The 25879-nt window shown below is 67.8% G+C and carries 18 protein-coding genes and 1 pseudogene; 6 read left to right on the top strand and 13 right to left on the bottom strand.

Annotated elements, in window-relative coordinates; translation table 11 throughout:
- Positions 1 to 102 precede the first annotated feature (102 nt).
- Genes mnhG through ACSRUE_RS38725 form a run of 7 tightly spaced genes read right to left on the bottom strand, consistent with a single transcriptional unit; the run spans position 103 to position 5973 of the window.
- Positions 103 to 678 carry a monovalent cation/H(+) antiporter subunit G gene (gene mnhG, locus ACSRUE_RS38755; RefSeq protein ID WP_441287958.1) on the bottom strand — a complete coding sequence of 192 codons (576 nt, stop codon included), beginning with the start codon at positions 676 to 678 and terminating at the stop codon, positions 103 to 105.
- Positions 675 to 941 carry a monovalent cation/H+ antiporter complex subunit F gene (locus ACSRUE_RS38750; RefSeq protein WP_441287957.1) on the bottom strand — a complete coding sequence of 89 codons (267 nt, stop codon included), beginning with the start codon at positions 939 to 941 and terminating at the stop codon, positions 675 to 677. Before ACSRUE_RS38750 ends, mnhG begins: the two co-directional genes overlap by 4 nt.
- Positions 938 to 1411, bottom strand: a complete 474-nt coding sequence (locus ACSRUE_RS38745) for a Na+/H+ antiporter subunit E (RefSeq protein ID WP_441287956.1) — start codon at positions 1409 to 1411, stop codon at positions 938 to 940. Before ACSRUE_RS38745 ends, ACSRUE_RS38750 begins: the two co-directional genes overlap by 4 nt.
- Positions 1408 to 2919, bottom strand: coding sequence for a proton-conducting transporter transmembrane domain-containing protein (locus ACSRUE_RS38740; RefSeq protein ID WP_441287955.1), 1512 nt, complete (start codon positions 2917 to 2919; stop codon positions 1408 to 1410). The genes ACSRUE_RS38745 and ACSRUE_RS38740 overlap by 4 nt, the downstream gene beginning before the upstream one ends.
- Positions 2916 to 3263 (bottom strand): Na+/H+ antiporter subunit C, encoded by a 348-nt coding sequence (locus ACSRUE_RS38735; RefSeq protein ID WP_012234570.1) that lies wholly within the window; start codon positions 3261 to 3263, stop codon positions 2916 to 2918. Before ACSRUE_RS38735 ends, ACSRUE_RS38740 begins: the two co-directional genes overlap by 4 nt.
- Complete coding sequence (locus tag ACSRUE_RS38730) at positions 3260 to 3679, bottom strand: Na+/H+ antiporter subunit B (protein WP_437769190.1); 420 nt, start codon at positions 3677 to 3679, stop codon at positions 3260 to 3262. The genes ACSRUE_RS38735 and ACSRUE_RS38730 overlap by 4 nt, the downstream gene beginning before the upstream one ends.
- A gap of 5 nt (positions 3680 to 3684) precedes the next feature.
- On the bottom strand, positions 3685 to 5973 hold the full coding sequence (locus tag ACSRUE_RS38725) for a putative monovalent cation/H+ antiporter subunit A (protein ID WP_441287954.1): 2289 nt from the start codon (positions 5971 to 5973) through the stop codon (positions 3685 to 3687).
- 1598 nt (positions 5974 to 7571) lie between these two features.
- Between ACSRUE_RS38725 and ACSRUE_RS38720 the strand changes: the two genes are divergently transcribed.
- The 5 genes and pseudogenes from ACSRUE_RS38720 to ACSRUE_RS38700 all read left to right on the top strand — a co-directional run bounded on the left by ACSRUE_RS38720 (position 7572) and on the right by ACSRUE_RS38700 (position 17814).
- Positions 7572 to 14288: an RHS repeat-associated core domain-containing protein gene (locus ACSRUE_RS38720; protein WP_441293178.1), complete on the top strand. Its 6717-nt coding sequence runs from the start codon at positions 7572 to 7574 to the stop codon at positions 14286 to 14288.
- A gap of 12 nt (positions 14289 to 14300) precedes the next feature.
- Complete coding sequence (locus tag ACSRUE_RS38715) at positions 14301 to 14615, top strand: hypothetical protein (protein WP_441287953.1); 315 nt, start codon at positions 14301 to 14303, stop codon at positions 14613 to 14615.
- Positions 14616 to 15260: 645 nt separating this feature from the next.
- A complete protein-coding gene (locus ACSRUE_RS38710) occupies positions 15261 to 15854 on the top strand; it encodes an SMI1/KNR4 family protein (RefSeq protein ID WP_441287952.1) in 594 nt (197 codons plus the stop codon).
- A gap of 50 nt (positions 15855 to 15904) precedes the next feature.
- Positions 15905 to 17509, top strand: a pseudogene (locus ACSRUE_RS38705) (RHS repeat-associated core domain-containing protein); the annotation flags it as partial.
- Positions 17491 to 17814, top strand: coding sequence for a DUF7716 domain-containing protein (locus ACSRUE_RS38700; protein ID WP_441287951.1), 324 nt, complete (start codon positions 17491 to 17493; stop codon positions 17812 to 17814). The pseudogene ACSRUE_RS38705 and the gene ACSRUE_RS38700, both read left to right, overlap by 19 nt.
- Before the next feature lie 1486 nt (positions 17815 to 19300).
- On the opposite strand, the gene ACSRUE_RS38695 is transcribed toward ACSRUE_RS38700, so the two are convergent.
- Together ACSRUE_RS38695 and ACSRUE_RS38690 are read right to left on the bottom strand one after the other, a co-directional pair.
- Positions 19301 to 19897: a hypothetical protein gene (locus ACSRUE_RS38695; RefSeq protein WP_441287950.1), complete on the bottom strand. Its 597-nt coding sequence runs from the start codon at positions 19895 to 19897 to the stop codon at positions 19301 to 19303.
- 448 nt (positions 19898 to 20345) lie between these two features.
- Positions 20346 to 21050: a hypothetical protein gene (locus ACSRUE_RS38690; protein ID WP_441287949.1), complete on the bottom strand. Its 705-nt coding sequence runs from the start codon at positions 21048 to 21050 to the stop codon at positions 20346 to 20348.
- Positions 21051 to 21077: 27 nt separating this feature from the next.
- On the opposite strand from ACSRUE_RS38690, the gene ACSRUE_RS38685 reads away from it, so the two are divergent.
- A complete protein-coding gene (locus tag ACSRUE_RS38685) occupies positions 21078 to 21350 on the top strand; it encodes a hypothetical protein (protein WP_441287948.1) in 273 nt (90 codons plus the stop codon).
- Between the two features lie 161 nt (positions 21351 to 21511).
- Here ACSRUE_RS38685 and ACSRUE_RS38680 read toward each other — a convergent pair whose 3' ends face one another.
- From ACSRUE_RS38680 to ACSRUE_RS38665, 4 genes are all read right to left on the bottom strand, one after another.
- Complete coding sequence (locus tag ACSRUE_RS38680; RefSeq protein WP_441287947.1) at positions 21512 to 22387, bottom strand: hypothetical protein; 876 nt, start codon at positions 22385 to 22387, stop codon at positions 21512 to 21514.
- Between the two features lie 279 nt (positions 22388 to 22666).
- Positions 22667 to 23395 carry a Crp/Fnr family transcriptional regulator gene (locus ACSRUE_RS38675; RefSeq protein WP_441287946.1) on the bottom strand — a complete coding sequence of 243 codons (729 nt, stop codon included), beginning with the start codon at positions 23393 to 23395 and terminating at the stop codon, positions 22667 to 22669.
- 97 nt (positions 23396 to 23492) lie between these two features.
- On the bottom strand, positions 23493 to 24218 hold the full coding sequence (locus ACSRUE_RS38670; protein WP_441287945.1) for a Crp/Fnr family transcriptional regulator: 726 nt from the start codon (positions 24216 to 24218) through the stop codon (positions 23493 to 23495).
- A gap of 66 nt (positions 24219 to 24284) precedes the next feature.
- Positions 24285 to 25343 (bottom strand): hypothetical protein, encoded by a 1059-nt coding sequence (locus ACSRUE_RS38665; RefSeq protein ID WP_441287944.1) that lies wholly within the window; start codon positions 25341 to 25343, stop codon positions 24285 to 24287.
- Positions 25344 to 25879: the final 536 nt, after the last annotated feature.

Below are 25879 nucleotides of genomic sequence, written 5' to 3'. Positions count from 1 at the left end.
GCGGCGCAAGCGGACGAACCGCATAGGATAAGAGAGGATGGCGAGCCTGGCAAACACGCCGGCCCGCCGAGCGCCGGGGGTGTCGAGATGCGGCTTGGAGTGCTAGGCCTCGAAGATCTCGCGCACGCGGCCGAGCTCTGCCGGCTCCACGAGCACTTCGAGCCTGTCGCCGGCCTCGAGGATCGTCTGGCCTCGGGGCACGACCGTCCCGCCCTCGCGGTGAATCGCGCGAATGAGCACGCCGGCGGGCAGGCCGAGCTCGGCGATACGCTTGCCGACGACGGCGGCCCCGGGCGCGAGCTCGAACGCGCGGGTCCTCGGCTCTGTGCCGGCGAGGGTGTGGGTCGTCGGATCGTAATGCGCCGCGAGCTCGTTCACCACGGTCTCCGGCGAGAGGGGCGTGTTGGTCGTGTAACCGGCGCGAGCGAGCAAGTGCGTCGCCACGGGCATCGTCAGCGCAACGAACGCGATGATGACGATGGCCCGGGTGGTGACGGCCGGGTCGTAGAAATGAAGGGCAGAGGCCGAGATGATGCATGTCATCCCGAACACCGAGGCCTTCGATGTCACCTGGAGGCGCGTGAACAGATCCGGCATGCGCAGGATGCCCACGGCCGCGAGCAGCATGAAGATGCATCCGACGACGAGGAGCGCGCCCTCGACGAGTTCGAGGATCACGACGCCTCCCCCCGCCGCTCGAGGTAGTGCGCGAACGCGATGGTGCCGAGGAAGAAGATGAGCGACAGCACCATCACCGCATCGAGGAGGACGCCGTGGTCGGTCACCATCGCGTAGAGGGCGATGCCCCCGCTGCCGACCGTCGCCATGAGGTCCATGGCGACCACGCGGTCGGGGAGGCTCGGCCCGAGCAGGAGGCGGATGAACGCGACGACGAACGCCACCGTGACGACGGCGATCGCGACGAGCAGGAGCGGGGTCATCGGAAGAGCTCCTTCACGCGGCGCTCGAGGTCGCTCTTGATGGTCGCGCGCAGCGCGTCGGCGCTGTCCACGAACATCGCATGGACGAAGAGGACCGTGCGGTCGCCCGAGACGTCGAGGCCAAAGGTGCCGGGCGTCAGGGCGAGGAGGATCGTCAGCACGGTGATCTCGAGATCGGTCGTCAGATCCAGGGGGACCGCGACGATGCCAGGGCGGCTCTTTCGCCGGATCGAAATGACGTCGCGGGCGACCCTGAGGTTCGCCCGCACCATCTCTTTCGCATAGAAGAGCATGAACGACAGCACCCCTGGCAGCTTCTCGAAATAGGTCGTGGGGCCGATCAGGCGCCGGAGCCAGAGGAGCAGGAGGTACCCGACGAGGAAGCCGAGGATGAGGCCCCCTGCGGTGGCGCGGCCGGTCAGGCCCACCCAGACGATGGCCAGGAACAGATTGAGAACGAGGGCTCTCATGGGCGACCCTCCCCCAGTACGGCGCGCACGTAGTCGGTCGGATCGGCGAGCTGCGCGGCGGCCCGCCGGACGACGGCGAGGAGCGGCTCGGGCGCCATTCCGAGCGTGACGCCCAGCGCGGTCAAGAGGACGACCGGCACGTACAGGAGCGCGCGACGCCGCGTCCCGCCCTCGCGCGGGGAGAACTCGGCCTCGGCGGGCGCGGGCTTCCAGAAGGCCTCGTTCCATATCTTCGTCATCGAAATGAGGGTGACGAGGCCGACGGCGAGGCTCGTGGCGACGACGGCCGCGGCCCCTCGCGAGCCGACCTCGAGCCCCGACCGCACCAGGATGAGCTTGGCCCAGAAGCCTGACAGGGGCGGCATGCCGGCGAGGGAGAGGGCCGTGACGAGGAAGCAGGCGGAGAGCCCGGGGCTCCGCGCGAGGAGCCCGCCCTGGAGGTCGAGGCGGGCGTCTTTCCCCCCGGATTGCATGATCCCGCTGATGAGGAAGAGGTTCGACTTGATGATCGCGTGGTGCAAGACGAAGAAGATCGTCCCCGAGAGGGACGACAGCGTGAACAGGCCGAGGCCCATGACCATGTAACCGACCTGGCTCACGCTGTGAAACGCGAGGATCCGCCGGACTTCCCGGTGGGACACCGCGCCGAGCACGCCGACGGCCATGGTGAAGGCCGCGATCCCGAGGAGGAGCGCGTGGGTGGCTTCCCGGTCGTCCACGAAAAGGAGGGTGAAGCTGCGCACGAGGGCGTAGACGCCCACCTTCGTCAAGAGCCCCGCGAACAGCGCGGTGACCGTCACGGGGGGCGTGTGATACGAGTCCGGCAGCCAGAAGAAGAGGGGAAAGACAGCGGCCTTGATGCCGAACGCGACGAGGAAGATCATCGCGAGGGTGAACCGGATCGCCGGCGCGAGGCTCGGCAGCTTGAGCGAGAGGTCGGCCATGTTGAGGGCGTGGACGGACCCGTAGAGGATGCCGAGGCCGGTGAGGAAGAGGGCGCTCGAGATCAGGTTCATCGCGACGTACTTGATCGCGCCCTGCATCTGCGGCCGCTCGTTGCCGAGCACCAGGAGGACGAAGGACGCGATCAGCGTCACCTCGAACCAGACGTACAGATTGAAGAGGTCGCCGGTGACGAAGACCCCGTTCGTCCCCATGAGGAGCGCGTGCATGAGCGGGTAGAACCCGTGCGCCCGCCGCCCGCGGTCGATGTCCGACAGGGAGTAGATCGACGTGACGACCGCGATGACGCCCGAGAGCAGGACCATCAGCGCGGAGAAGAGGTCGACCACGAAGGTGATGCCGTACGGCGCGGGCCAGCCCCCGAGCTGGGTCGATTGAATGCCTCCCCGGTGCACGGCGCGGAGCAAGGCGAACCCGACGGCGAGCTGAAGGACGCTCCCGACGAGCCCGAGCGCGCGCTGCCTCCCCACGCGCCGGAAGGAGAGGAGCGAGAGGGCCGCCGTGGCCAGGGGGACGAGGACGGGCAGGACGAGGAGCACCTTCATGGGCGGGTCGATTCGAGAGAGTCGATGTCGTCGCTGCCCATCGTCCGATGAACGCGATGAAGGAGGACGACGGCGAACGCGACGACCGCGAAGCTGATGACGATCGCCGTCAGGATCAGCGCCTGGGCCACCGGATCGGCCGGCGGCGCGTGGAAGGCCCCTTCCCCCTTGGGGATCAGCGGGGGACGGCCGCGGACGACGCCGGCCGCCGTGAGGATGAGGAGGTTCGTCCCGTGCCCGAGCAGCACGAGCCCGAAGGCGAGCTTCACGATGCTGCGCCGGAGCATGAGAAACAGCCCCGACGCATAGAGCCCGCCGACGACGATCGCGAGGACGACCGTCATGCGCTCATCTCCGCGGCCATGAGGAGGATCATGAGCACCATGCCCATCACGGCGGCATACACGCCGACGTCGAACAGCACCGGCGTCCCCACCGCGACGTCGCCGAGCCCCGGCACGGGGACGGTCGCCCACACGCCTTGCAGGAAGGATCCGCCGTCCACGAGCCCGATGACGCCCGAGAGCAGGATCGTCGAGAGCCCGAGCCCCATGAGCGTCTGGGGCGTGACGCGGAGCAGCTTCCGCGTCGAGGGGACGTCGTGAGCGAGGATGTGGAGCGAGAACGCCGATGCGATGATGAGCCCGCCGAGGAACCCGCCCCCGGGCTCGTTGTGACCGCGGAGGAGCGCGTAGATCGAGACGATGATCAGGAGCACCATCAAGACCGGCGTGGCGGCGCGCAGGACGACGGAGGGCATGGGGCTCAGGCCCCCTTCCGCGTGCGGGTCGCTAGCAGGGCATAGACCCCGATCCCGGCCACGCAGAGGACCGTGGACTCGCCCAGCGTGTCCATCGCCCGGAAATCCACGAGGATCACGTTGACGATGTCCCGCCCGTGGGCCTCCGGGTATCCCTTCGCCACGAAGAACTCGCGCAGGATCGGCTCCGGGGAGAGCGTCGACGACATGAGGATCAACAGGGTCACCGTGGCCCCGAAGATCACGGAGACGATCGCGTCCGGGATCCACACGCGCGCGGGGGATCGCGGCACGAAGCGCGGCAGGTGGTGCAGGACGAGGACGAAGATGACGACCGTCAGCACCTCGACCATGATCTGCGTCAGCGCGAGATCGAGCGCGCTGAAGATCACGTAGACGAGCATGACGCAGAGGCCGATCGCGCCGAGCGCGGCGACGACGGCGAGGCGCGATTGCGTGCGCGTCGCCATGGCCGCGGACGCGAGGATCACGCCCGCGAGCACGAGCTCCGGGAGCTCCACCGTGAGCGACGGGATCGTGAAAGGGAGGCTCCGGAGCAGCGGCGTCCCGACGAGCACGACCGTCGTCAGGGCCGTGATGAGCAGATAGCGGCGCAAGTGCCCTGTCTGGAGCTGCCCGGTCAGCCACTCCGCGAACCGGAGGAGCCCCGCGAAGGCAGCGTCGTACACGCGCGCAGGGCCCCAGGCCCCGAGGCGCGCGGCGGCGTCGAGGAGGCGCCCTTCGCGGCCGGAGAGGGCGCGGAAGAGCCCGAGGCCGGCGAGGAGGGTGGCGGCGCTGAGCCCGAGCACGGGGGTCAGGCCGTGCCACAGGTGCAATTCGAGCGGCGCGGGCCGGCCGAGGATCGCGGTCGCCGCCGCGCCCGGGAGGTCGCCGAGGAGCCGCGGCGCCACCCCGAGGACGAGGCTCGCCGCCGCGAGCGTGGCAGGCCCGAGCCACAAGGACAGCGGCGCTTCGTGGGGGAGCACGGGCGCCGCCGGGGGACCCCCGAAGAAGGGGCGATGGGCGACGATCAAGCTCACCACGACCAGGAGGGCGCTCGACAGGACCGCGGCCCCGGCGAGGAGCGCCGTCATCGAGGGCGGCGCCAGGACGGCCTCGTAGAAGAGCTCTTTCGACAGGAAGCCGAGGAGGGGCGGCGCCCCCGCGCCCGAGATCGCCGCCAGCACGGCCGCCGTCGCGGTGATCGGCATCCGCCGCGCGAGGCCCCGCAAACGGGTGACGTCGCGGGTCCCTGTCTCGTGGTCCAGGGTCCCCGCGGTCATGAAGAGCGCGCCCTTGTACAGCGAATGCGCGACCAGATAGACCACCGCCGCGGAGACGGCCGCCCGGGTCCCGATGCCGAGGAGCATCGTGAGGAGGCCGAGCACGCTCACGGTCGAATAGGCGAGGATCCGCTTGAGGTCCTTCTGCGTGACCGCGAGCGCCGCGCCCGCCACCATCGTCGCGGCGCCGAAGCCCGTCACGATGAGGTGCCATTCGCGCGTCGCGCCCAGCGTGGGATGCAGGCGCGCGAGCAGATAGACGCCGGCCTTCACCATCGTGGCCGAATGCAGGTAGGCGCTGACCGGCGTGGGCGCCTCCATCGCCCGAGGGAGCCAGAAATGAAAGGGCACCTGCGCTGATTTCGTGAAGGCCCCTGCGAGGACGAGGAGCAGGATCGGCAGGTAGAGGGGGCCTTCGCGGACGACGTCTCCCGAGAACCGCGAGATCTGCGTCTCTCCCGTGACCACGACGAGGAGGACGAGGCCCGCGAGCAGGGCGAGCCCGCCGCCGTCCGTCACGAGGAGGGCCGTCAAGGCGGCTTTGCGCGCCTCCGGCCGCTCGTGGTCCCACCCGATGAGCAGATACGAGCTCACGCTCGTGAGCTCCCAGCACACGAAGAGGAAGATGACGTCGTCGGCGAGCACGAGGCCCGCCATGGATCCCGTGAACAGGAGCAGGTAGGCGTAAAACCGTCCGAGCCGCGGGTGCGAGCGCAGGTATTCGCTCGCGTACACGAGGATCAGCGCCCCGATGCCGCAGATGAGCCCGAGGAACACGAGCGAGAGCCCGTCCAGCCTCACCGCGAGCTCCACGCCGAGCGACGGGATCCACGGCAGCGACGCGTGATGGGCCTCCCCCTCGGCGAAGGGCCTCGGGGCGAGCCGCGCCGCGACCACGAGCACCGCGAGCGGGAGCGCCGCGAAGAGCCAGCCGGCCGGGCGCCCGAGCCCGCGGTAGAGGGCCGGCGCCAGCAGCGCTCCGACGAACACGCTCAGGACAGCCCACAGCATCGCGGCAGGTTCCCCTTCGATGCCGGCGAGGGGCCGAGGCGTTCGAGAAGCTGGCCTGCCGAGCGAGCTCGACGCGTTGCTTGCCCTCGTTCTCGCGGCGGCGGCGAGCGCGATCGGGCGAGCGCGCCGTGCCGAGCAGCCCGCCTCATAGCGGCCGTGCGCTCGACGGCTGTGCCGCGACGCGCGGCGAGGGGCGGGCGGCCTGGCACCGCGTGGGTGCGGGCGCTGGAGTTGCCGGCGGGTCAGGCGCCAGACGACCGCGGCGAGCTCGACTGCGATGTGGGCGGTCCCGTGTGGAGGCCCCGAGGGTCTGGTGGGGTTGACGAGCGGTCCGACCTGCCGTCACGGGCGGTCGGACCGCGGCGGAGCCCGCTTCAGACTGTACTCGAGACCCCAGGGGATGTGCTCGAGACCCCTCCGGACTGTACTCGAGACCCCTCCGGACTGTACTCGAGACCCCAGGGGATGTGCTCGAGACCCCTCCGGACTGTGCTCGAGACCCCCCGGGATTGTGCTCGAGAGTGTGAACGACCGGGAGCCCTGGTAGTTTTTGTCATCTGGCTCGACGTCGATGACGAGCGGGCGCCACTTCGATGGGGCCGCCGCGTTTCAGCGGCGGAGAAGGGTGGAGTGAACGAAGACGCGTGTGGACAATGCGCTGCTTCAATGGGGCCGCCGCCTTTCAGCGGCGGAGAGGAGAGCGTGTCTGATTCTCACCGCATTGCCTGTGAGGGCTTCAATGGGGCCGCCGCCTTTCAGCGGCGGAGAGGATGTCGATCCTGCACCACCAGGCCGGCCACGACACGCTTCAATGGGGCCGCCGCCTTTCAGCGGTGGAGAGTTGTCACGAAGACTACGAGACATTTCGCGCAGCTTGCGACCCGGTCTGCGAGAGGGGCCCGATCCATTCCTCGCTCCGGGCACCGGAGGCGCTACGCACACCCAGGTCGTTCACGACTTCGTCTGTCATTTCAAACACCTGCCAGCGTTGCGAGCGCCTCCAGGGATCTTCGTGTCACTCCCCCTCTCGCAACCGGTCTGCCGTCCCCCCTTCTACACGGCACCTCCCCCCGCCGTCCAGTCCCTCGTGGGCAGCCGTCAAGCAGCCGTTCCCGGCGGCGTGAGCTCCGGCTCCTGATGGAGCACCGCGGGCGCTTCAATCAGGGCCATGGGCGCAGCCGCCTCAGTCACCACCACGGCGGCCCGCGCCCATGCTCCCCTCGCCGCGCCTGGGCCGGCGTGGAGCCTCCCGATCACGCCGTCGTGCGCGCTGTCCTCCCGTACCGGCTCAATCCATTCAAGATCGAGCTGTACCAGGCTCAGCCGAACTCCGCGCTCATGGTCGTCGAGGCGCTGCGCACGCCGCCCGAGCCGAGCGCTCTCATACCCGGCTCGCTCTCTCCTCGCCGCGGTTTCATCACGGACGGCCACTCGAACCTCGGCGAGGGCAGCTGTGTCGCCCGCCGCGCGCACACCGAATCGGCACGGATGCAGTCACGAATCCCTCGACCTCAGCATGGATGGCGCGGTTCGGCATGAGCGCAGCGCTTGACGCGCGATGCAGCGCCGTGGCACTGCTGTTCGCCGGGGAGGCTGCGATGTCGCCAGTTCCGCGTTGGTCGCGCAGGGCGTTGATCCCGCTCTGGATGTTTCTCGCTTGCGTGCTCGCGTCGGGCGGGTGCCAGTGCACCTTCGGCGAGCCGCTTCCGGAGCCACCTGGCCTCGTCGCCTGCCGGACACCGCGTGCGCACAGCCCTGCCACGGCCCGCCCCGCGCCGGAGGTCGAGACCGTCGCCGCCGGCACCGTCCCCGGGGCGTTTTCCATCACGAGCACCGGAGAGGCCGTGTACACCATGGACCTGGCCTCCCCGCCGTCGCGCGCGGGCATGGGTCCTGGGCTCCAGATCGTCTATCGCAGCGACGGCGGCGACGGCGTGCTCGGCAACGGCTTCTCCATCACCGGGCTCTCCGCGATCACGCGATGTCCGAAGAGCCTCGCGCAAGATGGGGAGATCCGCGGCGTGCGGTACGACGGCGACGACGCGCTCTGCCTCGACGGCCAGCGCCTCGTCCCCGTGGGAGAGGGGCCGGGAACCATCGAGTACCGGACGTTTCCGGATACGTTCGTGAAGGTGGTCGGTCACTACGCTCCGGAAGGCGGCGCGCCCGCCGAGGCGCTCTTCTTCGAGGCCTATCTGCCCACCGGCCGCGTCGTCGAGTACGGGCGCGCCGAGGGCAGCAAGCCGCTCGCGCGGGGCGGCGTCCCACGCGCGTGGCTCGCGAACGAGGCCCGTGACGGCCGCGGCAACGCCATGTCGTACGCGTACTGCCTCGCCGAGGCCGCGGACGGTCATGCCGCCGAGTACGCGATCGACGAGATCCGCTACACGAGCTTCGAGGGCACGCCGTCGCTCGAGCCTTCCCGGGCGGTGCGCTTCGTGTACGGGACCAAGGACTCGGCCGCGGTTCGCACGGGCTACTCGGGCGGCATGGCGCTCCAGCGCTCGCTTCGCCTGGAGGAGATCCAGATGCTCGGTCCGGGCGACGCGCTGGTCCGGAGCTACGGTTTTCGCTACGAGCTGAGCCCGACGACCAGCCGGACGCTCCTGACCCAGGTCGAGGAGTGCGCGAGCGACGGGGGCTGCAAGCCTCCGACACGGTTTCAGTACAGCCGCGGAAAACCCGGATTCGAGCGGCTCACGACGGACATCGACAAGCCGGTCTCCGAGAAGACGAGCCCGATGGTGTTCGACATCGACGCCGACGGCCTCGACGATCTCGTGATTCCGGACATCGTCGCGGGGTCCAGCACGCCGTCGCATCCGATCACCGCGTGGCAGGTGGCGCGCAACCTCGGGCCCCGTGCGTCGCCGTCCTTTCTCGCGGCGCCGGAGCTCGCCTTCCTCCAGGATTGGCTGTTCGTCGCCGATCCGGATGGACCGTCCGACCCGGCCCTTCTTCAGCCCGAGCTCGGGACGGTGCTCGATTACAACGACGATGGGCAGATGGACGTCTTTCTCCACGACGTCTTCGACACCAGGACCACATCGCACGTGCTCCTGTCCCAGCCGGACCGGACCTTCGCGCTGCATGACACGGGCATCCGCCGGCCGTTCCCGCTCGGGGTCACGCCTGCGCCGCCGAGCCTGAGACGCCCCGGCGCCTCGGTGCACCTCGCCGATCTCGACGGCGACGCGGTGCCGGATCTGATCCAGTGCCAGGACCACGCCGAGGAGCTGGTACCGGACCCGCTCTCCGCGGTGTGGACCGTCCACCTCTGGAGGCCCGCGCGCGGCGCGACGCCCGCGGGGTTCGGCCCCACGGGCGAGTCGATCGAGCTGCTCACCGGCACTCCCTGCGCGATGGAGCTCCACACGCTCGACATCGACGCCGACAGCAAGATCGATCTCATCGTGCCCTCCGTGAAGGCGTTTGGTGCCGGGGCGGTCCTCATCGGAGAAAGCTACGAGGCCATCATGCGCCGGGGCGAAGGACGCTGGGAGGTCGTCGACACCAAGCTCCCTGTCGTGCGGCCCGGGGGCCGCGTCGTCTTTCTCGACGTCAACGGCGACGGCCTGCCCGATGCCGTCGAATCCGGCTTCAGTAGTCGTGAGCTCTACACCTACCTCAACACGGGGTCGACGTTCGTGATGTCGCCCTTCCGGACCGTCAACGCGTTCAGCTTCGGCGATCTGCTGGGTATCCCGGATCAGGACGCGCTTTTCCGCCTCGCGGTGCCGCTCGACTTCAACGGCGATGGACGGCAGGATCTGCTCATGCCCGTCCCACCAGGCATGCTGCTGGGTGGCTCCGATGTCCTCCCCTCCTGGGCCGTCCTGCAAGCGACGGGCGACCTGGCGGGGCCGCCGTTCAAGCTCGTCGACGCAGGGGTTCCTTTCGAGGCCAAGCTCGGTGACGCGATCACGCTCGCCGATCCGCGCGGGCCGCGCACCGGCGATCTCAACGGGGACGGGGCCCAGGACGTGATCCTGTCGCTCGGCCGCGTGTTCAACGTCTTCCAGAACCTCTCGGCCGACCAGGATCTCCTGGTCGCGGTCTCCGACGGGATGAACGCGCACGAGCCGACCGAACCGGGCTTCGTGCCCAACGTGAGCATCTCGTACGGCCACCTGACCGATGCGCCGGTCACGAGCGGAGGCGCGGAAGAGGATCCGGACCGGAGGAGCGCGCTCTACGTCGCGCGGTCCGGCGCGGCGGACGACTGCGGCTATCCGCGGCGCTGCGTCGTGGGCCCTCGCCGGGTGGTCAGCGCGTACGCGCTCAACAACGGCGCGGATCGAGCAAGGCGCTTCGAGGTCGGCTACCGCGACGGGCGCTACCACCGGCTGGGTCGCGGCTTTCTCGGGTTCGGCGAGCGGATCGTCACCGACCTGGACACGGGTGCCGTGACGATCGACGTCTACGACCACGGCACCTTCGACGACGAGCTCCAGGTCTTTCCCTTCGCGGGGAGCGTCCAGCGGACGTGGCACGGCGCTCCGGGGCTGCCCGGCCAGCCCAGACCGGAGTTGATCGAGCTCTCGTTCCGCGACGTGACGCGGACGCTCGTGCCGACCAACGACGGCGCCACGTACTTCACGCTGCCCACCGAGCGCCGGGTGAGGCGAGCGCAAGGGGTCTATCCGCCCCCGAGCGGGGACGCGACCGCGATCGAGGCGTACGTGCGGGAGATCGAGCGCGGCGGCGATGGCGCGACGCTGCTGCGCGACTCGGTATCGAAGGTGACGGACTTCGACACGTTCGGTAACGTGCGCGCCGAGGAGGTGTCGACGGAGGGCGTCGACCTGACGCTCGAGATCACGCGGTCGTTCAAGAACGACACGGAGCGCTGGGTCCTCGGCCAGCTCGAGACGCAGAAGGAGTGCAGCGCGGCGGCGGGGATGTCGCAGTGCAGGACCCTCACGCGAACGACAACGATCCACGGGGAGGTGGAGACCGAGGCCACCGAGAGCGACGGCGGCCTGCCGGACACGAAGCTGAAGCTCACCTACGCGCGCGACGACTTCGGGAACATCACCGGCGTCACGGCGGAGGACGCCTTCGGGCACAAGCGGACCTCCAGGACGGACTTCGACGAGGAGGGCATGTTCCCCGAGAAGTACGTGAACGCGGCCGGGCACGCCACGCTCGTGGAGTTCGACGACGCGCTCGGCGTGCTCCTCAAGCGGGTCGATCCGAATCAGCTCGTGACGACGTGGGCGCACGACGGCTTCGGGCGGCCCGGCATCGAGAGGCGCCCGGACGGCACGACGACGACCGTCACCCTCGCTCGCAGCAAGGAGGGGGGGCCGGAGCAGGATGCGTGGCGGGTGAGGCAGCAGAGCATCACGACCGGCGGTGCCGACGATACGGTGGAGTTCGACAGCCTCGGCCGCCCGATCCGATGGCTGGGATACGGGTCCGAACCGGAGCCGTCGGAGGGCTCGGGCGGCGCGAAGCGCATCATGCAGGAGATCGGGTACGACGCGCTGGGCGAGCACATCGCGCGGCGCTCGGTGCCGGTCAGGGAGGACTCGCCCGAGAGCGCGATCCTGTACGATCGCTACGAGTACGACGCGGCGGGCCGCGAAGTGCGCCATACGACGCCGTGGAACGCGGTCACGACGACGGCGTACGATGGCCTGCAGGTGCGCGTCACCGACCCGCTCGATCATGTGACGGTGACCGAGCAGGACCCGCTGGGGCGCATCAAGACAATCACCGACGCCGCCGACGGGATCACCCGTTACGCGTACGGTCCCTTCGGATTGCTGCACACGGTCACCGATCCGGGCGAGGCGGTGACGCGCACGACGCGCGACGCGTTCGGCCGCGTCCGTCAGCTCGACGATCCCGATCGGGGCACGACGGTCTCGATCCATGACGGGTTCGGCGAGCTGATTTCGTCGACCGATGCGCTCGAGCGAAAGGTCACGTGGGCGTACGACGCGCTCGGTCGACCCCGCTCACGCGTGGACCAGGACGGCACGGAGAGCTTGACGACCACGTGGACATGGGACACCGCGGCGCACGGCGTCGGCAAGCTCCACTCGCTTGCGAGCCCGGATGGAGAGAAGACGTACGGGTACACGGGCCGTGGCCAGCTCGACACGATCGCGCTCCGCATCGACGGCGAGCGCTCTCCCCTGGAGGCCAGGCTCGGCTATGACGACCTCGGTCGCGTCGAGACGGTCACGTACCCGGCGCCAGCTGGCGCGGCGCCGTTCGTCGTGGCCCACGATCGCGACGCGCACGGCCATGTGCTCGCCGTGCGCGACAGCGGAACGAACCTCGCCTACTGGCGCTTGACGGACGTGGACGACGCGGGGCGCATCCGGGAGGAGGTGTTCGGAAACGGCGCCGTCACGGAGCGGAGCTACTTCGCCGACAAGCAGCGCCTGAGGCACATGGCGACGCAGAGCGGCGCGGGTGAGGTGCAGGACCTGGACTACGGGTTCGACGACCTCCTGAATCTCACGCGCCGCACCGACGCGCTCCAGCCCGAGAACACGACGGAGCGCTTCCGGTACGACCCGATCCATCGGCTGACCTGCGCGTACTTCGGCGATTTCGAGAGCGCGTCGGCGCCCTGCGCGCTCCGCTACGACTACCACCCGAACGGCAATCTCACCTTCAAGTCGGACGTCGGTGACCTCTCGTATGCCGACCCGCTGCACCCGCATGCGATCACCGGCGCGGGTACGGACAGCTTCGCGCATGACGCTGTCGGCAATCAGACGGCGCGGCCCGGCGGCACGACGGTGCGTTATACGCCGTTCGACCTGCCGGAGCAGATCACGCAGGGCGCGAGCACCGTCACGTTCGGCTACGACGGCGACCAGCAGCGGATCCGCAAGACCACCCCGGCAAAGGAGACGCTCTACTTCGGCGATCTGTACGAGCGGGTCACCCAGGCGGCATCGGGCGCCGTGGAGCATCGGTACCACGTCCACTCGCCGGAGCGCGTGGTGGCGATCGTGACCCGGGGAGGCTCGGACGACGGCACGCGATACGTGCATGTCGATCACCTCGGCTCGATCGATGCGCTCACCGACGAGGACGGCGACGTGATCGAGCGACGGAGCTACGACCCGTTCGGGCAGCGCAGGAACCCCGTGTGGGGGGAGCGCCCGCCTGCGTCGTTCCCGAGCGAGACGACGCAGGGGTTCACCGGGCACGAGAGCGACGACGAGCTCGGGCTCGTCAACATGAAGGGCAGGATCTACGATCCCAGGATCGGGCGGTTCTTGACGACGGACCCGATCGTTTCGATCCCGTCCTTCGGGCAGAGCTGGAATCCGTACAGCTATGTGCGCAACAGCCCGCTCAATCACGTGGATCCGAGCGGGTTCCAGGAAGAGCCGGTGGAGGAGCCGATCCTGCCGGTCTACTCGGTGGTGCGCCCGGAACACTACGCCGTAGAGATCTTCTACTCGCCGCCGAAAGCAAACCAGCCTGAAGAAGGGCCGCGCGAGGCCGTGGAGGTCGGCGCCACGACGGCGCCTATCGACGTGGGCACGACCGGAAGCTCGTCCGGGTACGTGCCGCAGCCGGTGACCGTCTCGCCGGAGCACTCGGGCGCCGGCGGGCCAGGAACCGTCGTCGGCCAGACCTTGCTGGGCGCCGCGGAGGGGACGCGCGACCTCGGGGCAGGGATCGGGCGGATGCTCGTGCTGAACGCGCTGACGCTCGGGATGTACAGCGGCTACGAGTTCGCCAGCGCGATGTGGGACGGCTACGACGAAGACGGCCTCGCCGGCGCGCTCAATGCCGTCAACCCGCTCTACCACATCGGCCGCGGCGCGGCGGACACGGCGCTCGCCATCGATCGGGATGACTATCGGACAGCGGGCGCGGCGGGGACCAAGACGATGGTGCTCGCTGCGGCCACCGTCTTCGGGATGGGAAGGGGGCTGGGCGTGGCCGCGGAGGGGTCGGCTGCGGCGGGCACCGCGACGGCAATGCCGAGAGCGTACTCGGTGGCGTTCGAGGCCCAGCTTTCTCCAGCGGAATTTGGCCTTAGCCGGGCCAGACATTTCCAGCTCGCCAACGAGTCCCTTATTGCGGATCGGGGAGTCAATCCAGCACTGGCAGAGCTAGTTCCGGCCCCTGCCGGATGGGGGCGGCCTCCTGCGGATTGGGTTTGGCAACACGCGACGATCGAGCAAGCAGGCGGGCGAACTGGTATTCTGCAACTCGTACCGAAAGCGCAGCACACGCCCAGCTCACCCTTCTGGCGCCTTCTCCATCCGCTGCCTAATGGTGGCGGAGGCTACACGCAATGGGCTATTCCCGCAGGCGCTCCCCCCAATTAAGAGGTTCCCCAAATGTTCAGCATTGTTCATACAGATGGTTCGGGCGAAGAGAATCCGCCTCTGGACAGCCTCTCCGATCTTTACGACGAGCTTGCCTCCGTTGACCGCGAGCACGGCGACGTGTCCGTCATTCATGACGCTTCTGGATGGTGCATGTCAGCTCATCGAGATGGTCGACTCGTCTTCGAGCACCTTAGAGAAGGTGGCGAACGGCACATGATGCCCGTGAACAAGACGCGTGCCTTGGAACTGTGGCGACGGCTCATAGATGGGGATATTGATGGCCTTCTGGCCGAGGCTTGGAGACCTGGGTACATTCAGCGGTAGTCACGAGTCCACGTTTTCGATTCGGCGTACACAGATGAGCACCGAGGCACCGTGGCGTCAAAGGGCACTGCCGCCGAGAACTCCGTTCGTTCAGAACGGTGCGGTGACAGGTTACGGATTGACAGGAGCAAGAAACATGTTCGGTAGAGTGGAAAAAACGACATCTGTTGTCAATTATAGAATTAGATGCTCTCCTTGACGAGCTTCATGCCGAGTTTGTGAAGGCCGATCCAACGCTTCTGGCCGTGGAGCTGTCCGAGTCAGGAGACTCGCTCGCAACTGGCCTCGGTCGCGAAAGAAGTATATTGGGCTATGTAAGGGGCGACAAGAATCCTCCGCAATTCACAAGCCAGGCGAGACGGATATCGGCGATGATATTGCCTTTGTTTCGCAGGCGAATGGTCTGAGTTTTCAGCAAATAGCAGTGTTTCGATTCTCGTTGCTCGGGAGGCGATGAGGCGTTTTGCAGCGAAGGAGAGATCGCTGGCGCAATTGAATGGGAACAGGATTGGGTGTATTGACACCAGCGGAGTCATTGATGTGACGCGTTGCGTTCGACCTGGTTCGCGAGCGCGCGGCTGCATAGCGAGTGGTCCAGGCCTCGAACACGCCGAGGAAAACATCAGAAGACGAATCGAAAGACTGATGAGCCAAGACGGGATTATCCACGCCTTGAAACAGCGCGCCAAGGACGTGAGGACGCGCACGGACTACGCGGACCGGGACTGTCCTGAGCTAGCGCCCCCAGCTGCGCCATACGCCGTGGCCCAGGCTGAGTCCGTGCTGGGCTTCCCGCTGCATCCACTCCACAGGCGGGTGCTGATGGACGTCGGTAACGGTGGCTTCGGTCCTGGTGATGGTCTCATTGGTCTTCCCGGCGGACGTTTGGATGACAATGGTCGGTCTATCGTGGAGCTTCGGTACGTTCTGTGGAGTGGCCCGGAGCGCGCCGGATTGCCAGAAAAGGTACTCGCTTTGTGCGACTGGGGCGACTCCATTTGGTCTTGCATCGACGAGGAGACAGGCGCCGTGCTCACATTGGACGAAAGCGGCCTCACTGAGACACCCTGGAGCTTCCATGCGTGGCTGATCGATTGGCTCAGAGGTGAGCAATTGTTTGGGCAGATGCTCACATTTTACGAACGTACGATAACCAATCCATTTACAAAGCAGCCGATGCTGGTAAGGACACCGGCTGGCGCCATTGGCGCCCCATACAAGCGCGTCAAATTCGACTGATGCATTGCCTGTCTGGTCGCATCGGGCTCACATGCAGCGGTCCATCAGCCGACGCCGTCGGCAATCAGATCGCGCAGATCGCGTGCCCAGGTGGCACGACGGTGCGCTATACTCCGTTCGATCTGCCGGAGCGCATCACGCAGCGCGCGAGCACCATCACGTTCGGCTACGACGGCGACCAGCAGCGGATCCGCAAGACCACGGCGGAAAAGGAGACGCTCTACTTCGGCGATCTGTCCGAGCGGGTCACCGAGGTGGCGTCAGGCGCCGTGGAGCACCGGTACCACGTCCACTCGCCGGAGCGCGTGGTGGCGATCGTGACCCGGGGAGGCTCGGACGACGGCACGCGCTATGTGCATGTCGATCACCTCGGCTCGATCGATGCGCTCACCGACGAGGACGGCGACGTGATCGAGCGGCGGAGCTACGACCCGTTCGGCCAGCGCAGGAGCCCCGTGTGGGGGGAGCGCCCGCCGGCGTCGTTCCCGAGCGAGACGACGCAGGGGTTCACCGGGCACGAGAGCGACGACGAGCTCGGGCTCGTGAACATGAAGGGCAGGATCTACGATCCAAGGATCGGGCGGTTCTTGACGACGGACCCGATCGTTTCGATTCCGTCCTCCGGGCAGAGCTGGAATCCGTACAGCTACGTGCGCAACAGCCCGCTCAATCACGTGGATCCGAGCGGGTTCCAGGAAGAGCCGGTGGAGGCGCCGATCTTGCCGGTCGACTCGGTGGTGCGCCCGGAACACTACGCCGTAGAGATCTTCTACTCGCCGCCGAAAGCAAACCAGCCTGAAGAGGGGCCGCGCGAGGCCGTGGAGGTCGGCGCCACGACGGCGCCTATCGACGTGGGCACGACCGGAAGCTCGTCCGGGTACGTGCCGCAGCCGGTGACCGTCTCGCCGGAGCACTCGGGCGCCGGCGGGCCAGGAACCGTCGTCGGCCAGACCTTGCTGGGCGCCGCGGAGGGGACGCGCGACCTCGGGGCAGGGATCGGGCGGATGCTCGTGCTGAACGCGCTGACGCTCGGGATGTACAGCGGCTACGAGTTCGCCAGCGCGATGTGGGACGGCTACGATGAAGACGGCCTCGTCGGCGCGCTCAATGCCGTGAACCCGCTCTACCACGTCGGCCGCGGCGCGGCGGACACGGCGCTCGCCATCGATCGGGATGACTATCGGGCGGCGGGCGCGGCGGGGGTGAAGGCGATCCTCCTCGGCGCGGCGACGGTGTTCGGTGCGGGCAGAGGGCTGGGAGCGCTCGCGGAGGGGTCGACGGCGGCGGGAGCCGCAACGGCAACACCGAGAGCGTACTCGGTGGCGTTCGAGACCACCATCCCGAAGGCCGGGGTCGGCAGATACCCTGCGCACTTCGCCGCAGCGAATGAGAATATGCTTCAAGCGATGGCAGATCCACAGCTCGCGCAAATGCTTCGTCAAACCCTCGGGCAACAGTTCGAGAGCACGGTCCTGAGTCCAACAGGTCGCGTTCTTGGAAGATCACCCATGGGGTGGACATGGCATCACGTTCCCGGTAGACCTGGTGTGCTTCAGTTGGTTCCAATCGAGCAACACGCGTCGGGCTCGCCCTGGCAAAATCCACTTCACCCAAACGGACAGGGAGGGATGAGTGAATGGGGACACCTCTACTAAAAGAAGTTCTTCAGGAGTGGGAAAAGTACGAGCCCGATGACGACCTATATGTTCCATCCGGAACGAGTGTCACCTTGAACACACCCGTTGTCATTCTTTCGTTCGATCGGCATCGTCCTCGGAGGGTCGAAGACCTCGAATACATCTTGAGTTTTGAGCAAGTCAGGGACGCCATCGTCGGGCTCGAGGCCCAGCTTCGGCGCGATACGTCGGCTGAAGAGCGGCTCGCAGCGGTTCTGCATTATGCGCGACATGACGCGTTCATCGATCCCCAGCACGTGCCGGTGGGCAAATTGCGTGAATGAATCGGCTCGTCGCACGGAAACCGACCATGTCCAGGTCGTCGGTCCGATCCTGCGCAACGCGCCCCTTGGCCTGCTCTACGCCGAGGTGCGCTTCCTCGCGTCTGAGTTCGCACAGCGGCTGCCCGCGTCGCGGTTCCGCCCGAGATGGCGCGCGCCACGCTCCCGCGGATCTGCTTCGAGGAGCACGTGAACGCGGCCACACACATCACATCCGTGGACCCGACGACGCGCTCGGTCGCGTTACGGCTCGAACCGAGGCCGGAATGTCGTTCCGTGATGTGCTCGCTCGTGACATCCGCGACGTCCGCCAGATTGTCGGCCCCAAGTACGACCAAGGGCTCCGCGATCTATTGCAGTTCTATAGGCGAGATCTTCCCGAACTCATGGAGAGATAGGTATGACTGTTCGCAAGGCGGTGGAAGACTTCGTTCGGCTTGGGCCACTCCCAGATTTTGGCGCTTCTGAGGAGACAATCGCGCTGCACCAGGTACACCTGCAGCGCATCAAACGGCCGCTGACGGATGAGGAGGCCGCGCTGCTGGTCGGCTCATTCGGGCCGGACGATTGTTACGGCCTTGCATGGACCCTCCTCCATCTTATCGAATCGGCTCCCGGAGGAAGTCCTGTCAAGAGCGAGCCGTGTCCTGCCGACAACGAGTGGATTCGGCGGCTGTGGGCGAGTTCCCATAGATAGAAACATGGCGAGTACGTGCGCAGATTTGAAGCGAAGACACTGGTGTCGGCGGAGTGTTCAGATGCCAACTCATTTATGGTGATATTGGCTGAGCACCCCAACGGCAGCGGGGCGCGCCTGGAGATTCAGAAGGGTGCGGCTCTTCTGCGACGACGGCTAAGTGCTTGAAATAGCGTGTCTCATCGCGAGCGGAGAGGCAGGCGGAAGGGCATTGGGAACACGCCGGAAAGGCTTGCAGCGTCGAATTCGATCGCATGTAATCAGTGGCAGCGCGCGTTTTCGACGATGTCCAGGCGATTCGGGGCGAGTAGTTCGAGGTAATTGGCTCGCGCTTCCGGGGACCAGCCAGGTAGCAGAAAGTGGCTCGATCGCTGCGGAATCAGCTCGTTCCAGAAGAGCCGCACCCAATCTAGTTTTCGCATCCTTCCGTCCCTTCAGCGCACAACGAACAGGGACGGCATGCCATGAGGCACTTCGGATCGTCGGCCTGCTGGGCGTCGCAGCAGATGGCGTAATCTCGGTTTTCGCATACGCATCGATTGTCTTGACAGATTGTGCCTGGAAGCTTTTGGAGGCCGCCGTGGCAATCGTCGGTTTCGCCACATTCGCCATACATATACAGGGGTTCGCATGCCAATGGCATGGCAAACCATATCGCCGTCACGGCGGCGGATGTGAACATTTGAGATGGCGTATCAATTCCTGGCTGGTTGAGGCGTCGAGCAAGAATACCAACGAGGGCGGGGCGCTCGCGCCACGAGGAGCTCACGATCGAGCTCGCTTACGCCGGGTCTATTCGCACGCGACGTCGCAGGGGCCGCCGCAGTCTGTGCCGGTCTCGCTGCCGTTCTTCGTGCCGTCGGTGCACGTGGGCGCGCGGCATAGGCCAGCGAAGCAAACGCTGCTCGTGCAGTCGATGTGATAGGCGCAGCGCTCCCCATCCCGGCACGCGCGCGCGTCCGGGCCGCCGCAATCCACGCCCGTCTCGCTGCCGTTCGTCCGCCCGTCGCTGGCGGTGGCGGCGACGCAGCGCCCGGCTTTGCAGGCGCCCGAGGAGCAGTCGGCGTCAATAGTGCATTTCGCGCCGTTCGCGCACGGCACGCAGCGACCGCCGCAATCGGTGTCCGCTTCGTCGCTGCCAAGACGATTGTCGACGCAACTCGCTGGGACGCACTTGTGCTGTTGGCAGACGGCGTTGTCTGTGATCGCGCAGTCGGCCTGGTACATACATTCTACGCACTGGCCGGCGACGCAGTAGCCCTTGCCGCCTTTGCAGCCTGTGCCATCCGGGCTAACCTTGTGAGTTGGTCCGGTCTCGTCGCACTGATCAACAGTGCAATCGTTGCCGTCGTCATGGACATCACCATAGTCTACGATGACCGTGACCATGCCGGCCGAGTCGCAGGCGAGGCGAACACAGTCGCCCCGCTTTTGCGATGTCGCGTCTCCGGAGACGAATAAATGTCCGCATCGTCCGAGCTCGCACGAGCGAGTGTTCGGGCATATGGTCGCTGCAGCGGGGCAGTCATCAGGCGAACGGCACTCGTACACCCTCCCCTCGCATTGCTCGGTTCCCTCGGCGCACTGATAACATGGCCGGCACGCAAGCTTGCACTTTGGATCGTCGGCCTCGCGGTAGTCGCAGCAAATTTCGTGGGTCAGGTCCTGGCACCTGCATAAATCATTATGGCAGAACGTGCCGGGAATGGTCTGCGCCCCCTTGTAGCAGTCGTCGGTCACCTCACAGTCTCCGTAGGTGTACGGCGAGTCGCACGCCAAGGGGATTGCAAACCATGCCGCCGTCACAACGGCGGACGCGAGCATTCGGAATGACATATCACCTCCTGGCTGGACGACGCATCGTGCACGAGTACCATTCTTCAGACTCGCAAAGCTGTTCGAGCGTTCTGCGCCGGGGGGGCGGCGCGGGTGACGCCGCCGGGGGTGTCGAGGTGGCGACTGGCGCCGGTGCCGCTGGCGCGGGTGGCGCCGTGACGGACGGCAGCGGCGAAGCGGCCGGCGCAGGTACCTGCACCACGACGGGCGGCGGGCGGAGCAGCACGGCCAGGCTGCCAGCAGCCCCGAGCGCCACCGCCGCGAGGCCGAGCGCCACGACGGCGACGGGCCCCGTCGCCCCGCGAGGGGGCGGCGGCGCGGCGAGCTCGTGCACGGGCGGCGGCTGCACCGCCCCTGCCCGCACCGCTCGTATCTCGATCGATGCCGGGAGCGTCTCGCGGCTCTCTCGACCGCGGGGCGTCTTCGGTCCATCGTCCACCTGGATTGGGGCCGTATCGCGATCGCAGGGCACCACGGGCAGGGCCGCGAGCACCTCTGTCGATGCGTCGCGCAAGCGATCGAAGAGCTCGAGCATGTCGCCGTAACGCGCCTCGTGGTGCTCCGCCGTCCCCTTCGCGATGAGCTCCGCGAGCGGCGCCGGCACGACGCCGCCCGCGGGCACGCGCTCCTGGACGACACGACCGATGATCGCCGCCAAGCCGTACACGTCGGCCTGCGGGCCGGTCGGATGGCCGCGCTTCAGCACTTCGGGCGCCAGCGGTCGATGTGTCGCATGGAGCTCGACACCAAACAAATTCAAGAATCCGAGGCGCGCGATGCGGACTTCTCCCCGCGCGTCGAGGCTCAGCGACTCGAGCGTCAGATCCCCGTGAACCAGGCCCATTTCGTGAGCGGCCGACAGCGCCCCCGCGGCGTTCAAGGCGTGACCAAGCATTTCTGCGATGCCCTGCCAACCGCCGGAGAGCACGATGGGCGTCCCTGCCGGCTCGGTGACGACGAACGCCCATCCGTCGGCGCTGATGCCCCCGTCGACAATGGCCGGTGACCAAGGGAGCTTGACTCGCCGTAGAGATTCGAGTCGTCGTGGAAAGTCGACGTCACCTCGGGGCGCCGCGTAGATGGACCACGGATTGCCCTCCTTGGTGCATCGCCAGCCTTGCAGTGGCGGAGGCGAGTCGATCCGGTCGCCTATTTCGTAGCCCTGAATCACCATCGGCGTGCCACTGCCACGGATGCGCCATCAGGCCGGAAATACCAATAGACACCGGTGCCAACGCCGAGCACCGCGGCCCCGATGAACGCGCCGATCGCGGCGGTGCGGAACGCAAAATGCTCCGCTGCGGTGTCTCGGACTTCATCACACCCCGGGCGTGGCACAGCGCAGCCGTTCTCGGGGTACAACTGGAACGCGCGCCGGTTTGCGGTGATGCGCCTGTCCTCCGCGACGGCGAGCAGGGCCCCGCCGGCCACGGCGGCCGTGGCGGCGCCACCCAGGAGCGCGTGGATCGGCCACGTCGGGCCCCGTTTGGGCGGCGGAGGGGGCCGGCGCACAGGGGGGGTGGGCCGCTCCGGGGGCAGCTCCAGCGTCACCTGCCGGCGCTCGCCCGCAGGCACCACCACGCGAGCAGATGCCCGCCGCCCCGTGCGCTCGATCTCCACGAGATGGTCGCCGGCTCGCACCCACGTCTCGCGCACTCCGGACTCGAGCTCTTGCCCATCGACGCGCACGGTCACGTCAGGAGCTGCACGGACGATCAGATGCCCGAGCCGCGCCTCGACCCGCGCGAGCTCGATCCGGTGCGTCTCGCGGGGCTCCAGCCGCATGCAGAGCACCAGGTACTCCCGGGCGGTGACGAGCTCGCCCATGCGGCTCGATAGCTGTCCAACGTTGCAGGCGGCCTCTGGTCCCTTCTCGGCGTTCCACAGCGCCTGCCAGAGCTCGCGAGCGTCGGCCAAGCGCCCCTCGGCGACAGCTCGGTTGGCCGCCTGGATCGTCTGCTCGCGGGTGCCACGTCGCGGCGGCTCGGCACGGGCGCCCTCCGCCGCGAGCAGGACGGCCAGACACACACCGAGGGAACGCATGTTGGCGAGGCTACCGTAAGAAAACGAAAAAAACCACGAGGCGATGGGAATCCCCATCCTCTGTGGCTCTTTGCCGGCCGTCTCCGATCCTTCATTCGTATTTCGAGACGGATCGGTCGATTTTGAGAGAATTTCGTCGCGCTAAACGCAAGGGCGATCCAGATTACAGAGAAGGCGGCGTGGCGCACGGGTCGTACGGGAGAGCCATCCCTGTCAACTCCCTACGATTTCCAACCACGCGCCCGCGCAGGACACGCCCACGCCAGCTCTTTTCTGGCGCTACCTGCTCGACGGCGGCCCCTCGTTGCCGGCGATGCGCGCGAGGACCTCCGGGAAGAGGTGCAGGCCGCCGCCGCTCACGCGCTCGATCGCGCGGAGCGCCTCGAGCTTGTCGAGGTCCTTCTGGACCGTCTGCCGGACCACGCCGAGGTACGCGGCGATCTGCGAGGCGGTTGGCTTCTCCTCGAGGAAGATGTGGTTCGCGCCGCCCTTCTTGCTGCCGAATCGGCGAGCGTGATGGAGCAAGAACGCGGCGAGCCGTACGTGCGTCGTCGCCCCGAGCGAGCCGAGCCGGAGCTGGGTCTCGACCATGCGCCGGTACTGCTCGTTCCCCCATGCGAAGTTGAGCTCGGCATCCGAGGCGAGCGCGGCTCGAAGGGCACGCGCCGGCAGCTGAACGAACGTGAGCGGGCTGAGCGCGATTGCCGTCGTGCGGTAGGTGACCTCATAGACGGCTTCGTCGCCGATGATCTCTCTGGCGCGGTACCACCCGATCGGCACCGTGCGCTCGGCGATCGTGGCGTCGAGCCGAACGGTGCCGCGGACGAGGAGCAGCGCGCACGCCGCGGGGCTCCCCTCGGTATAGACCGGGTCGGGCCCCTCGGCCTGCGTCGTGCTACCGGCGCTCGCGATCCGGATCAGCGTGTCGGGGCTCGCACGCTTGAGGACCGGCGAGCGCGCGAGCAGATCGACGCGGTCGCGCAGGGGGTCATCGGGGAGCGGCGGCACGCGCGCACCGTACACGAGCGCGACCGGCGCGTGGAAGGCCCGATCTCGACTGTCGTTGTGCCTCCGAGCGACACCGCGCGAGGGTCGGCGGCTCGATTCACCTGCTCGATGGCGGGCCTTCCTGGTCGGCGATGCGCTCGAGCACCTCGGGATGGAGGTACAGGCCAGCGCTCACGCGCAGGATTCCGCCGAGCTCCTCCAGCTTGTCATAGTCCTTCTGCACCGTTTGCCTCACGACCCCGAGATACGCGGCGATCTGCGAGGCGGTCGGCCGCTCGACCAGCAAGAGCTTGGTCGTCTCGAGCTCCGTGCTGCCGAACCGGCGCGCGTAGTCCAGCAGGAAGCCCGCGAGACGAACATGCGTCTTCGCGGCGAGCGCGCCCAGCCGTAGCTGCGTCTCGACCAAGCGCTCGTGCTCCAGGTGGCCCCACGCGATCGCGAGCGCGGCATCGGACGCGAGCGCCGCGCGCAGGGCGCCGGCCGGCAGCTGGACGATCGACGTCGGGCAGAGCGGGACCGCCGTCGCGCGGTACATGGGCACATACGCGGCTTCCTCGGCGATGATCTCGCCCGCGCGATACCACCCGGTCGGCACGGTGCGCCCCCGGAGTGTGGCGTCGAGCCGGACGGCCCCTCGGACGAGCAACAGCGCGTGCACCGCGGGGCTCCCCTCGGAGTAGAGGGGAGCCGGACCCTCGGCCTGCGCGGTCGTGGCGGTGCTCGCGATCTGGGTCAACGTGTCCGCGCTCGCACGCTGGAGCACCGGCGAGCGCGCCAGCAGCTCGACACGGTTGCGGAGGGCCTCGTCGGCGAGCGGGGGCACGGGCGCATGGTACGCGAGCGCGCCCGGTGTCCGGAAGAGCGGAGGTACAGTGTCGCTTTTGCGACATTACGACAGACCCGCACCGGGCAGGGTGCGATCGGGCCGGAACTGTGACGTGGGCTCGTCCTCCTCGCCCGGCTCGCTCAGCACGGGGAGCTCGGTCAGCGCGGCTGCGCGCGCGGCGGCCTCACGATCATCGGCCGGCCTCCACTGCCTGCGCCGCTCGCCAGCGGTCGGGGCTGGACGAGCGGGCGGCGCGGCGACCACCTTCACCTCGGGCGCAGGGGCGGGACGACGCAACGGGCGCGGGCTCGGGCCAGGCCCCGGGACGTGAACGTACCGGCCCGGCGGCGGTCCTTTTTGCTGCGGCGGCGGTGCCGGGACCGTAGGCGGCGGCGCGATCGGCGGGGGAGGCGGCTCGCCTGGGGGCACCGCCGGCACCGGGGGCGTCGCCGGCGGCTCGACCGGGGTCGGCGTCGGTGGCTCGGCGCTGTCGGCAGGAGCGGGGACGCCCGGGAGCTCGGCCAGCTCGGCGAACGCGGCACGACGACGCGAGAGCGCCGCCGTGAGGGCGTCGTGCGTGCGAACCATGGTCGTCTCCGAGATCAGGCGATAGGCGCCATGAATGCGCGAGAGGGTGAGCCACGCGTTGACAGGGACGCCCGTAAAGTCTGCGAGGTGCCGTGCCATCCGTTCGTTGACGGCGCGACGCCCGTGAATGACTGCCGCGGCGGCACCGGGGGAGATGCCACATGCGTAAGCAAATCTGGTCTGCCAATCGTCCTCCCCGCGGCAGATCAGCCGAAAGGCTTCTGCGGGAGACGGCACGGATCGACCGCGAAACTCGTCGATTTCGGCGACCATGGCATCGGCGGTCGCCACGAACAACTGAACGAGGCGCTGCATCTCCTCGACGTCCCAATTCTGAATCGCCCCTACAGCTTCTTTCGCCGCGCGCTCGCGCTCGACCGCGGCGTCCCGCTCGCCTCTGGCTCTGCCGAGCTTTCGGTTCGCCAGGGCGAGCTCCCCGACGAGACCGGCGATCGCGAGCACAGAGACAAGCAAACCGAGAGCGAGCACACCGGCGTTGGCGCGGAACGTCTCATGTATCTGTGTCCATGTCATAGGCACCTCCGAACAAAGCGCGGCCCAGCCAGCCTTGGACGCACCGCGCGTCGGCGTCGTCCCTCCAAGGGGGCGGTCGGGGACGCCGCCGAGCGAGCTGGACACCGCCGGTACATGGTGTCACATTTGCGACACCATGGGGAGACCAAAAATGGGAAATCGAGAGGTGCTGCAAGGTCTGGTCGGCCTGCTCCCCGACGTGCACCACGGGCGCGGCGAGCCTGAGCAGATCGAGCCGCTCGCCGGGTGGGCTCTCGACCGCGGGCCGCCTGGTTCCGGCCGGCCGTCCTGCCGAGGACCCCCGAGGCTGGCGAGGTGCCGCCCGCAGAACGGACGTGCGCCCGGGCTCCGGCTCTTGCCGCGACGTGAGCGCATTTGAGGAGCGGCCTGCGTGCTTGTGTGCGCCGTCAGCCTCGCCACGCTGGACGTGCGAGCGCACGTGAGCGCCCCGGTCTGATTCCCGCGCACGCCCTGCGCGATGTCGCCATGCACTGCAATGGCGCGTGATCCCCTATCTGATGAAAATTGGCGCGCGG

The sequence above is a fragment of the Sorangium sp. KYC3313 genome (genome assembly GCF_052075895.1).
GTDB classification, from domain to species: Bacteria; Myxococcota_A; Polyangia; order Polyangiales; family Polyangiaceae; genus Sorangium; species Sorangium cellulosum_B.
This window is presented reverse-complemented; position numbering and strand designations above follow the sequence as displayed.